The organism is Anaerobacillus sp. (assembly GCF_046314235.1).
Lineage (GTDB): Bacteria > Bacillota > Bacilli > Bacillales > Anaerobacillaceae > Anaerobacillus.
Genome location: NZ_JBKBWN010000020.1, coordinates 1 through 11,738, shown reverse-complemented (window position 1 = coordinate 11,738; position 11,738 = coordinate 1). Strand labels below are relative to the sequence as shown.

Genomic DNA, 11,738 nt, shown 5'->3' with positions numbered 1-11,738 from the left:
CACCATACACCTTACATTCATGAACGGTAAGGATTTCAGCATAAACTGTAAAAAACAAAAAAGGCTTGGATTTGCAATTAACGCAAATCCAAGCCCTTTACACCATTAACATCGTTTATTAAATCATTTATCTCTCACTATGTTCTGTATTGGAATTAGTATCTTTAATTCAAACCAGTTTTCCTTTTGATCGACATTGACTACACCACCATACTTCTGTACCGTATATCGGATACTCTTTAATCCATAACCATGATAGTACGTATCTTCCTTTGTCGTTGTAGGTAAGTCACCTTCGAGCTTAAGATCCCCCTCAAAATAATTTTCAAATCGAATCATCAAAAAACCTTTTTGAGCAAAGAGAGAAACATGTATCAGTTTTTTTTCATCTTCAATGATTTGTTGTTCATATTCAATTGCATTGTCTAGGGCATTACCAAAAATGGTGCAGATGTCAATCACATCCATATCCTTAAGCAATGTACCGTCCGCAACACAGGTTAGGGTAATTCCATTCTTAATGCAGTACAAGCTTTTACTTGCAAGCAGCGTATCCAATACATGATTTCCCGTCTTATGCTGTGCTTCGAAAGATTTGATTTCATTTTCCATCTCTGTTAAATAAGCATTTCTTTTTTCAGGATCCTCTTCTGCTCTAAGAGCAATAATCTGATTTTTTAAATCATGGTACTTATAATTGATTATTTCGATACTTTCTTTTGATTGCTGATATTGAGTATATTGATTTTGCAGTATATTATGGACGGCTTTTAGTTCATGTTTTACCCTTAATTCGTTTAATTGAATATGGTAGGCATATAATATCGCAAACCCACCTAAATCTACTAAGGTTCTAATATTTAAAATTTCTTGTGCATATTGCCCACTGAAAGGGGTCCTAGCCGTCACAAAGCTTAAATTGCTGATGCCGAATACCGCTACCCCTATAACAACAGTCGACCATAACTCCCGTTGCCTAATATTCAATTTCCCATCATCAGGTATATGGCGTTTTTCCACTAACCAGATTAATAAAAAGCCCCCTCCATACATGACAATAAGTAAGAGCATTTCCCATACCACATGACTGTTCTCACTACTCCATAAGTAGAAATGCACTTGCCACTGTAATGAGGCAACTAATTCAGCGGCAACAAACGCCTTTACACTAAAATACCCCGCCTCTGTGGCAGTGATATCGCAACTAATATTAATGAATAAAAACATCATCCCAATAGCTACAAGCATATTTGGAATCCAAAAAACAATTGGTAAATCCCTTGTCACAAACAAAAAAACAGATTGAAAAATAAGAACTCCACCGGAAAAAGTAAAGAGCTTCCATCCTTTTAAATGCTTTTTTAATATGGAGATGTAAACAATACAAGCCATCCACTCAGCCAATGCTGTGTATAGCCGAGGTATATCAGGAAAGATATCGGTCATTTTACCATCTCTCCCCAATAATCGGCTAAAGCTTCCATAAATTCTTTTCTTTTCGTACGACTTACAGGAATTTCTCCCCCTCTTACAACAGCACAGCTATCTTTCATTCCATCGACATGCTCCAAATTGATCAAATAGCCCTTATGTCCACGAAAGAAAGGAAAACTAGATAATTCTTTTTCTAAATCCTTCATGGTTCCTGTTGTTACAAACTCTCCATCTTTTGTATTAAAGATAAGCTTATGGCTCTGACTCTCCACAAAGTAGATATCCGAAATCTTAAGACGTATTCCCCCCTTTTTTACTCTAATGGTAATATAGCGAGCTTCTCTTTTTTTCATTCTGTCAATAGCTCGATTCAAGCGTTGTGAAAACGAAAAGTAAGAGATTGGTTTTAATACGTAATCTAATGCATCCACTGCATATCCCTTAATTGCAAATTGTGCCATATTCGTAATGAAGATAATAACCACTTCAGAATCAACTTTTCTAATTTCTTCTGCTGCTGTCATTCCATCCATTAAGGGCATTTGAACATCCATTAAAATGATGTCATATTGTGCTTTATACTTCCCGATAAATTGATCACCGTCAGAATATGTCTTTATGTCAAAATTTCGACCCCAATCTTGCTCAAATTTCCGAAGAAATTCTATCAACTGTTCTTGATAACTAACTTCATCTTCGACTATGGCAATTCGTATCATCATTATCCTCCTTTAGGGATTTATTGTAATTGTACCTTAATGATTTCTACTATATAACGAAGTCATATACCAATCGCGAATACTAACCACTATTTTTTAAAAAAACGAGCTAGCTATAGTCTACTTTTTTTGATTTTGGAATAACCAATCGATCATTTCTTGGTTTTGGTAAGCTGGAATCCATGCAAAGTGACCTACTGGCTTGACTTCTCCTTCACGGTATTCCGTATAGTTAATTGATTTGCCCCCAAGAGATTTAATCGTAGCAACTGCATCTCTACTATAATTGACGTCTACAAGATAATCATCGGCTGCATGAAATACCCAAATCGGCATGTCTTTAATTCCTTCAAAAAAAGAAGCTTCTTCTAATGGAGTATAAGATTCGCTAATTGTATATTTAGTAACAATCGGAATTCCGCAAATTGGAACAGCAGCTGCAAATAAATCAGGATTGTTAATTATAAAATGCCATGTTCCTACTCCCCCATTAGAAATACCTGTTACATAAATACGGTCTGTATCAATAGGATAGTTTTCAATTGTTTTTGCTAGTAATTCTATTACTAATGAATAGTTTGGTTCCTCAGTCCAATAAAAAGTTAACACTTCTGTTGGTGGAGCTTGGGGTGCTAAAACATATGCAGGATGTTTTGCCTGTTGTTCCGGTCTAGCCCAAACTAGTGCACTTTCATTACCTAGAAGTTGAAGAGCATTGTCGCTTCCTCGTTCACCCGAACCATGCAAAAATAATATTAAAGGATACGTTTCGTCGGATTTAACTGTCGGTTCAAAAAGGCGATATGACAATTCGTTACCCGCATCGTCTTGGTAGGTAAACTCACCAAATTCATCAACGATAGGTGTTACCTCTGTACTATGCTGTATTTTTTCTATGGATGCCAGAAAAACTGTGCCATCTATTGTTTTTATATCTTCTTTTTGGATTAATGAGTATTTTAACTGATCTCTTTTATGTAAAAACGTGATTTCTTCAAATGTTAACGTACCTGCATTAGGATCACTAGGATCCAATTCAATGATAACAAATCGACCAGGATTACTACTATCACTAGCTTCTTTTATATCATTCGTATAGACGTTAGTGATGGTTCTTGTTTCTATGTCTTCTCCTACAATAACCTCCACTTCAAAGCTTGAAGAAGATACGTTTGATGTATCTACCTCTGTACTGAAATCAGCAGCAATGGCATAAACTACTTCACCCAGTGGAAGTACTTTGGTAATCAATGTTACATTTTCTGAGGTAAGTACTCGAGCGATTGTTGACTCACTCTCCTCTTCAATCGCAACTCCTCCAAATGAACAAGCGGTAATTAACCAAATAAGAAATAAAAAACATGTTGCTAGTTTTAAGGGGTTTCCTTTTATCGCCACTCCCATTCTTCCTTACGCTTACATAGAAATTCTGGAACAGCAGTTAACATTCATTCAATAGAGATGTTAAATACTTTCACCTGGACTATAGCAATCAATATCCTCATTCGCAATCTTTCAGGGTTAATTTAAAGCACTCTTGTAAAAACTGTGCCGAAATCATTCTCTATATAACAAGACTATAAAATTTTGGTTTCCGAGAATACTAATCAGTATAGCATACTCGCTTTTAGTAGAAAAATGGATTTTTTTCTCACTTTCGTCTTGTTGCCAAATCCTTTTCTTTGTGAAAAAATAGGACGAGATAATAAACACGACCAATTGATGTAATAAAAGAGTAAAAAAGGGGACTTTTTCAATGTACGATTATTTAATAGTTGGTGCAGGATTGTTTGGTTCTGTATTTGCATACGAAGCTAATAAAAGGGGGAAAAAGTGTTTAGTTATTGATAAACGAGACCACATTGGCGGTAATGTCTACACAGAAAAACTTGAAAATATCAACGTCCATAAATACGGTGCCCATATATTTCACACAAACGATAAACAAATATGGGAGTATGTAAATCAGTTTGCGGACTTTAACCGCTATACGAATTCTCCTATCGCTATTTATAAAAAAGAAATTTATAACTTACCTTTTAATATGAATACATTCCATAAACTTTGGGGTGTTGTTAGCCCCGATCAGGCAAAGCAAAAGATAAAAGAGCAAAAGGAAGCAGCAGGAATTACAGAACCTAGAAATTTGGAAGAACAGGCCATCTCCCTCGTTGGAACTGACATATATGAAAAGCTTATTAAAGGCTATACGGAAAAACAGTGGGGAAGGTCTGCAAACGAATTACCGCCCTTTATTATTAAACGATTGCCAGTTCGGTTCACTTATGACAACAACTACTTTAATGACCGGTATCAAGGGATTCCCATCGGTGGTTACAATGTAATCATCGAAAAAATGCTTGCAGGCGTTGACGTAAGATTAAATGTTGACTACTTCGAGCATAGAGAAGAGTTTGAAGCCTTAGCAGAAAAAGTTGTTTTCACTGGAATGATTGATCAATTTTACGACTATAAATTTGGTGTTTTAGAATACAGAAGCTTGCATTTTGAAACGAGGATTGTAGACGATACAGATAATTATCAAGGCAATGCCGTCGTCAATTATACGGATAAGGAGATACCATACACACGGATTATTGAACATAAGCACTTTGAATTCGGTACTCAAGATAAAACGGTTATCTCAAAAGAATATCCTATGGAATGGAAGTCTGGTCAGGAGCCCTATTATCCAATTAATGATGACAAAAACAATAAAATGTACAAGAAGTATAATGAGTTAGCTGTACAGGAAACGAACGTTATCTTCGGAGGTAGGCTCGCTAGTTATAAATACTATGATATGCACCAAGTCATTGGCGAAGCGTTAGTCACTGTCCATAATGAATTCGCTACTAACCGATAAAAACACTACTGCCCCCACTGCAATGTTTAGCGATGGGGGCAAATATTTTTTTCGAACGGATTTTTCACAATGTTTACTTTAAAACAAATGATGCAAAATCTAATTTACCAGACCCTTGATAGGTAAAATAGAGCGCCTGCTTTCCATTTTTCATGTTCACTCCTACATTAAAATAGGTAAAACTTTTACTTGGTTGAAGTTGAATTTTTGCCACAGGCTCTGAATGAAGAGAATTAGATACTAGCATGATTCCCGTAGCACTACCACGAACACAGACAGAGATTTCCTTCAAACCATCTATCATGAAATATTTAAACCCCGCAACTGATCCGTCTCTCATATTAGCAATATATTGAGAAGGACTGTCTTCCCTGTCCTTTCCGCTTTGAGTGAAGTAGGGATGACACTTAAAAAATAGGTTCCCGAAATAGACGCCATACCTGCCTGCTCCTTTTGCTGACATAAGATGACAGGCAATACGTGCCTCATATTCACCTTTTCCAATTAAAGGTCCGTTATTCAACCCACAACTGGTCATTTCTACTTGTTCTATGGAACCGTCTTGATTTAATACAATAGGTTCTGCAAGTCCTTGTCTGGAAAAATGATGTCTATTCGTTTGTCTATGATGAAATACATACCACTTATTTTTTACCTCTACTATACTACCATGATTATTGCCAATGTAATTATAAGCATTCTGATCACCGCTGTAGCCATTTATGTAAAGATCTCCGTTACTTACAATTGTCCCACCATAGACGAAACCACCCGTTGGACTCTTACTTGTCGCATAACAAAGTTCATGTCCGTTTATGGATGAATAGATGAAGTAATATGTATCCTTTATTTTTCTAATAGAACTAGCCTCAAAAAATTCATGGCCTTCAAATCCCGTTCCTTCTGCGTTACCAGCTTTATGAAAGAGAAGCTGCGGTTCACCAATCACCGTCTTCATATCAGCATCCAATGTCATAACATATCCACCATTGAAGGTTCGTTTCTTGAAGCCTGTTAAAAAAGAAGGAACTCCCCTCTTTGGAGCGAAACCAGAATATAGATAGACACTTCCATCATCATCGACCAAAACACCTGGATCAAATAAATACGGATCTCCACTTTTATTCCAGAAGAGACTGCCATCCTTATGACTGACATACCCGTAGAACTCATATTTACCTGCAGGTGTATCACAAACGGCGACTGCCATTACACTACGAAATCCAAGTGTATAGTATAAGTAGTATCTTCCATCTCGACCTTTAGCCACATCAGGAGCAAACATCTGTGTCAAACCTACTTTATTCATTGGATCCTGAGTTTTCTTATAAATAACCCCTTCGTACCTCCAATCACCTAGGTTATCAATAGAGGCTGACCAACAAACATAATCATTCATACAGAAAAGCTTTCCATTAAATCTATCATGGGATCCAAATACATATAAGCGATTACCAAAGACATAAGGTTCCCCATCGGGAATATATTCGTAACTTGGCAAATAAGGATTAAAGCATTGCTTTTTCAATTAATAGTTCATTCCTTCTTAGTTTTAATATGTGGGTGGTGAGCTAGTTTAAAAGTTTATAGTGTTTGTTGACTCTCTTCTATTTTAACTTATTAAGCTATAACAGTGTATCAACTAATTGATTTATTTTAGCAGATAGATTTGATTGATCATTTCAAGAGGAAGTTTACGAGAACGTAAAGTTCACTTCACAGCCCATCTAACCAACGGAAAACTAACAGACTACTATATTCCAAATTTCAGTTTCATTAGCTTCAATCTTCTGGTGTTATTCTTGAGTTATAGTGTGGTTAGAAGATTTTGTAAGTATCGTTATCGTAAAAATTTTTTAGTTTACTGTAACTTTAACGATTTCCTTTGCGTTGTTTAGTTTGTAAAATGATTTACAGAAGGAGGACAGAGCATTGGATGAGCAAGCAGTAAAAGACCAAGTCAATGAATGGTATTATTCATTTAGTAAGGATATTCATCAATATATATTTTTCTTATCAAGAGATAATGAGCAGGCAAAGGACTTAATGCAAGAGACGTTTCTCCGGGCATTCCGGCATTATCACTCCTTCTCTGGGGAGAACGTAAAGGGATGGTTATTTCGAATTGCGAGGAATGTCACCATTGATTATATGAGAAGGAAAAAGCCGATTAGTTATTTTATGGACACAATATCGTTAATAAAATCTACTACAGCATCTCCTGAACAAGTGGCTTCTTTTAATGAGACGGAACGAGAACTCCACACCGCTCTAAATAAACTCAAGAGTCAATATCGAGATGTGATCATTCTACGAAAAATGGAAGACTTTAGTATTCAGGAAACAAGTGAAATTCTCGGTTGGAGTGAAAGTAAAGTGAAAATAACGTTACTACGTGGAATTAAGGCACTGAAATTAGAACTAGAGAAGGCGGTGGGAAGTCATGAAGCCATTTGATGAGAGAACAAATTATGACGAAGATTTACAATCTATGAAAAAGAAGATCCAGCTTTCTGATAAGGAGCACCTTACAATTTTTCACCAGTTAAATAAGAAAATGGAACAAGAGAGTGCTAAAAGGACCACTTTTAGCAAGAAAAAATATTATTTCTCGTTTACTCTGGCATTCATTATCCTTGGAATTTTAATTCTTCCCACTTCTATTCCACTCATAAATCAGTGGAGTGCACCTAATGGATCTTCGTTAGAACAAGGAGTAAAGCCTTCAGACGAGAATAAAACTACCAATTCTGTTGATGAAGGTCACCACCAATTGGATCAGATAAGAAACAAGTTACAGGATCTCGGGAATACCCTTGAGGAGCGAGAGCATATTGGCTACACACATTCTATCGATCAGCTTTTTCAGTATTTGCTAGCAATTCATTTTGGTGACAAGAGTTTATTAGATGAGGGTTATAGCTATCAGCACAAATTTACATCTATTGAGGAATTGGTCTCCTCCTATCAGAATTATGTGGACTTTAGCCGTTTGGAATTAAATACTATGGCACACGAAGGATCTGAGATAGAGATTATCCTCAATTACATTAACAAAGAAACTGGAAATGTCGACTTTTTACAATTTCATTTAGATTATCGTTTACATCAATTAACGGATCTAACTTCCTTTGAGCAATTATCTTCAAAAACAGCTTTCTTAGAAGAAATTCATATTGTTGGGGAGATGATCCAATTACACATGACGTATGTGGAAAAAGTTGACGATGACTCCGCACCAAATGGTTTTCGGATCGAGGTATCAGAAGAAGGAATAATTACTTTGCCACTTTCAACAGAAGTGCCCTTCCACATGTTAGAGGACGACGTTTCTCTATTAAAGAAAGTAAATTGGACGGAAGTGACGGAGTTTCTACCTGCCTACATCCAACTACATGAAAATGAAAATGGTGAGGTTGTTTATATTAAAGAGTTCTATTTACCATAGCCTAGAAAGATGCTGGGCCATAACAAACGATCAGACAACAATGAAAGTTCACTTTCACCAACATGGGTGTATATTTGTTCTACACAAAACATCCAATCGAAGAAAGTGAACTTTCCTGTAGATGCTATTTACTGGGTAGACAACAATGAAAGTTCACTTTCACCAACATGGGTGTATATTTGTTCTTCACAAAACATCCAATCGAAGAAAGTGAACTTTCCTGTAGATGCTATTTACTGGGTAGACAACACCAGGCATCGAATATAGACATACGATAAATCTGTACGTCTATATTTAGGATCCTTGTTGTGTCAGATACTTTTGTCCCAGTCTATTTTAGTTCCGTAACTGACCTATGGACAGCCCTGTTCTATATATTTAGTCTAAATAAATCGTTATTTGCTTTTCATCTTATTACTAGTGGGCCAGCCTATCGCCACTTCATTGTTCCATGCATAATTTTACGAATAAGTTTATGTATAACAATAGATAAATGCACAATTAGCAGATGAATCCGCTAATTGTGCATTCTTTCTTGTCCACTGAAGGAACCGTCACCTGTTTTAAAATATTGTATTAATACGAATAAAGTAGATTATGATTATTATCATAAAAGTTAAGCGTATAATCATATGTTCGAGAAATTAAATCGGATTTTAATACCTGGTATTTTTGGTTCTCGTCAAATGCAATATTTTCTTCTTGATCGCCTTTTACTATCGTAATATATGAACAATCTTTTAATAAAGTTTCATCCCTAACAATTAAACCAACATAACCTGATTCTCCACTACCTAGAGACACTTCAGATTTTGAAAAACCTTTAGAGTGACCATATTCAAATTTACCTTCTGAATCTTTTCCTCTCAAAACAATTATTCCAGATTCACTACTATTATCATAAAATATATAGTAATAATCTCCTTCCTTACTAAATAGATCGACTGTTAAATTATTTTCATAAATAAATTTCTTTACGTCACCCTCATTTAAGTCAATCTTAGTCGATGAGCTATTGCATCCAGCAAGTAATACAAAAAAAATTATTAAACCTCTTTTAAACAAATACAAACATATCTATCCTTTCGATTTAAGATTTAAAAATTGAATGTAACACCAGTATCTCGAATTTTAATTAAGTTAGCCACTTCCCTGAATTTACCATAGGTATATTTTCATGTAAATAAAATAAAATTTAATATATATCAGAATTAGTGTTTTGGTCTAATCTGTTTTAAAATTTTCATTTTATATACCAAATATCTAGTTGTCACCCATCATCACTAGATACATTCAAAGCCAACTTATAATTCCATGGTACATTTCGTTTATCAAATGGCTAATCGGTGATTGAAAGGTTAATTTTCGCCATATAGACTATCACCAATTCATCGAAGGCTAACTCTAGAATTACACTCAATAATATTGAAATATACATCACCACGTAAACAAAAAGATGCAAAAGAGACTCCCCAAAAGTTTTATTAACCTTTGAGAAGCCTCTAAAAAATAAGCACTATAACTTAAAATATGTTAGCATTTTGTAGTAATGCACTCAGAAACCCTTATATATATCAAGGATTTGAGGGGCAGATTACATCATGCCGCCCCTAAGGTGAGAGTGTGTAATATCTTTAACGATATGTGCAAAAAATGCGGTATATCAAGGATATGTAAAATTCTTACTGTAACATCTTTAACGGAATTTAACCGCTTTTCACTGGATTGCGTTAGCAAAATGTTAGCATCTATTCACACAATCCTACTGTGTTGCTTGTAGATGACAAAGGTATTAAATGATGTAATCTTGTTAACCTAACTAAAACTACATCTTGAGTTCTACATTTACTTTTATAAAAAGCTCTAGAGTTCTTCATCCTGAGTTAAACACTGGTTTTCTCCAGTTTATTACTCTAATTGCTAGCTCAGTAAGCACAATAATAAATGTGTAAATTCTCTTGGGTTGGACACGAAGGAAATCAATAAGTAATGAAAGGTTTTCAGGAGATGGGAAGGGTTCCATTCTTCTGATAATCAGCCCATGGATTAACTAAATTCTACACGGCGATATATTTTTTTTACAATAAGTAATGTTCATGTGTTAAGTTATTTATTATCATAACGTACTAAGTCGTAGTTCATAAAAATACTGCACAGCTGGATGCTTTAACTTCATCTCCTCAGTCATGTTTAAAATTCGTTTTTTTCCAACCCGTCTATCCACCAAAGCTAGTATATTTAATAGGATCTCATTGCTCTTTATGCTTTCCTCTATAGGAGTGGATAAGAACTTATTAGCTACAACGGTAAAGTTTGATTTACTTAATGATGACTGTGCTGACAAAATCTCCTTTGCATATTCTGATAATTTTCTACTCCTTGCAATAACCAGTAGACGATCCTCTGGTACTATCCCCTTGGTTCCTTTTCTCACCACTTCAATTTCCTCATTATTGATAGGGAGTTGAATACCTGAATCATTCTTAATTTCTAGATCTGTCTGATACCATCTGATTAAGGTAGTTATATCACTCATATTGAGTACATTCTTTTTATCAACCGCAATATAACAAATTCCTGCTTTATCAGGTAAATAACGGTAGCTGGTTGCACGATATTCAACCCTTCCATATAACGCAGGACAGAGAAAACTCTCCAGATTTTGCTTCAATTTGCTCCAGACCATGTAATTCTCCTTAATTCATATTATAAATATTTATTGAGGCAGTCGTTCTAATATCCATAATACAATAACCAACACATAGAACATACTAAATAAAACCTACAGTCAACTAAGATAAGAAAATACTACCGTGGTTCGAGCACTCCACATGGCTAGAGTGTATGTGGTCACCAACCACAAGAATTCACTATCTCTTCCATGTTTTTCATAGAAGCCACCAAGGAATTTATCGATTTCTGCAAACACTTCTTGCTGAGGAATTAGGCTTATAGTCTTTCACAATCATGCTCGTGAGAAATATCATTTTCTATTGAATAGTATGGTTGTACTACGCAGCAATCAATGTTAAGTTTATCACTTTTCAAGAATACTACGGATTGCTTAAGGTGGAGTTCTTCAAATATCTTACTTGTGATTCGGTCACTGTGGTGTATTTAAGTGAGGGTTTTTTATGACTTTCCTTTTTATGTTTTTGTCAATATTAATTTGAGCCATTGTGATCACTTCAAAAGTGAGCCACTTCATATAATTCACCTCCCATTAATGGAGGAGAATGGAAGTTTTGGGAGAGCCAACACTCCCAAAACC

At 35.3% G+C, this 11,738-nt stretch carries 9 protein-coding genes; 3 read left to right on the top strand and 6 right to left on the bottom strand.

Translation table 11 applies throughout. The features are described from left to right. Window positions 1-123: 123 nt before the first annotated feature. From ACK4M9_RS19655 to ACK4M9_RS19645, 3 genes are all read right to left on the bottom strand, one after another. A complete protein-coding gene (locus tag ACK4M9_RS19655) occupies window positions 124-1,446 on the bottom strand; it encodes an ATP-binding protein (RefSeq protein WP_409854336.1) in 1,323 nt (440 codons plus the stop codon). Beyond that, window positions 1,443-2,156 carry a LytR/AlgR family response regulator transcription factor gene (locus ACK4M9_RS19650; RefSeq protein ID WP_409854335.1) on the bottom strand — a complete coding sequence of 238 codons (714 nt, stop codon included), beginning with the start codon at window positions 2,154-2,156 and terminating at the stop codon, window positions 1,443-1,445. Before ACK4M9_RS19650 ends, ACK4M9_RS19655 begins: the two co-directional genes overlap by 4 nt. A 117-nt stretch (window positions 2,157-2,273) precedes the next feature. Next, window positions 2,274-3,551: a prolyl oligopeptidase family serine peptidase gene (locus tag ACK4M9_RS19645; protein ID WP_409854333.1), complete on the bottom strand. Its 1,278-nt coding sequence runs from the start codon at window positions 3,549-3,551 to the stop codon at window positions 2,274-2,276. A 358-nt stretch (window positions 3,552-3,909) separates the two neighbouring features. Here ACK4M9_RS19645 and glf point away from each other — a divergent pair, with 358 nt between their 5' ends. Further along, a complete protein-coding gene (gene glf, locus ACK4M9_RS19640; RefSeq protein WP_409854332.1) occupies window positions 3,910-5,019 on the top strand; it encodes a UDP-galactopyranose mutase in 1,110 nt (369 codons plus the stop codon). A gap of 73 nt (window positions 5,020-5,092) precedes the next feature. Here the strand turns inward: glf and ACK4M9_RS19635 are convergent, their stop codons facing one another. Next, window positions 5,093-6,547 (bottom strand): family 43 glycosylhydrolase, encoded by a 1,455-nt coding sequence (locus tag ACK4M9_RS19635; protein WP_409854331.1) that lies wholly within the window; start codon window positions 6,545-6,547, stop codon window positions 5,093-5,095. Window positions 6,548-6,951: 404 nt separating this feature from the next. On the opposite strand from ACK4M9_RS19635, the gene ACK4M9_RS19630 reads away from it, so the two are divergent. Together ACK4M9_RS19630 and ACK4M9_RS19625 are read left to right on the top strand one after the other, a co-directional pair. After that, window positions 6,952-7,476, top strand: a complete 525-nt coding sequence (locus ACK4M9_RS19630) for an RNA polymerase sigma factor (protein ID WP_409854329.1) — start codon at window positions 6,952-6,954, stop codon at window positions 7,474-7,476. Then, window positions 7,463-8,467, top strand: a complete 1,005-nt coding sequence (locus tag ACK4M9_RS19625) for a hypothetical protein (RefSeq protein WP_409854328.1) — start codon at window positions 7,463-7,465, stop codon at window positions 8,465-8,467. Before ACK4M9_RS19630 ends, ACK4M9_RS19625 begins: the two co-directional genes overlap by 14 nt. 576 nt (window positions 8,468-9,043) lie before the next feature. Here ACK4M9_RS19625 and ACK4M9_RS19620 read toward each other — a convergent pair. Then, window positions 9,044-9,538: a hypothetical protein gene (locus ACK4M9_RS19620; protein ID WP_409854327.1), complete on the bottom strand. Its 495-nt coding sequence runs from the start codon at window positions 9,536-9,538 to the stop codon at window positions 9,044-9,046. A 1,045-nt stretch (window positions 9,539-10,583) separates the two neighbouring features. Continuing rightward, entirely contained in the window at window positions 10,584-11,153 is a 570-nt protein-coding gene (locus ACK4M9_RS19615) for an SF0329 family protein (protein ID WP_409854326.1), read from the bottom strand. Window positions 11,154-11,738 lie beyond the last annotated feature (585 nt).

What these genes read in the sequence shown, in the direction of transcription:
- ACK4M9_RS19615 (WP_409854326.1), bottom strand. Translation starts at nt 11,153, where the DNA reads ATGGTCTGGAGCAAATTGAAGCAAAATCTGGAGAGTTTTCTCTGTCCT.
- ACK4M9_RS19625 (WP_409854328.1), top strand. Translation starts at nt 7,463, where the DNA reads ATGAAGCCATTTGATGAGAGAACAAATTATGACGAAGATTTACAATCT.
- ACK4M9_RS19650 (WP_409854335.1), bottom strand. Translation starts at nt 2,156, where the DNA reads ATGATGATACGAATTGCCATAGTCGAAGATGAAGTTAGTTATCAAGAA.
- ACK4M9_RS19655 (WP_409854336.1), bottom strand. Translation starts at nt 1,446, where the DNA reads ATGACCGATATCTTTCCTGATATACCTCGGCTATACACAGCATTGGCT.
- glf (WP_409854332.1), top strand. Translation starts at nt 3,910, where the DNA reads ATGTACGATTATTTAATAGTTGGTGCAGGATTGTTTGGTTCTGTATTT.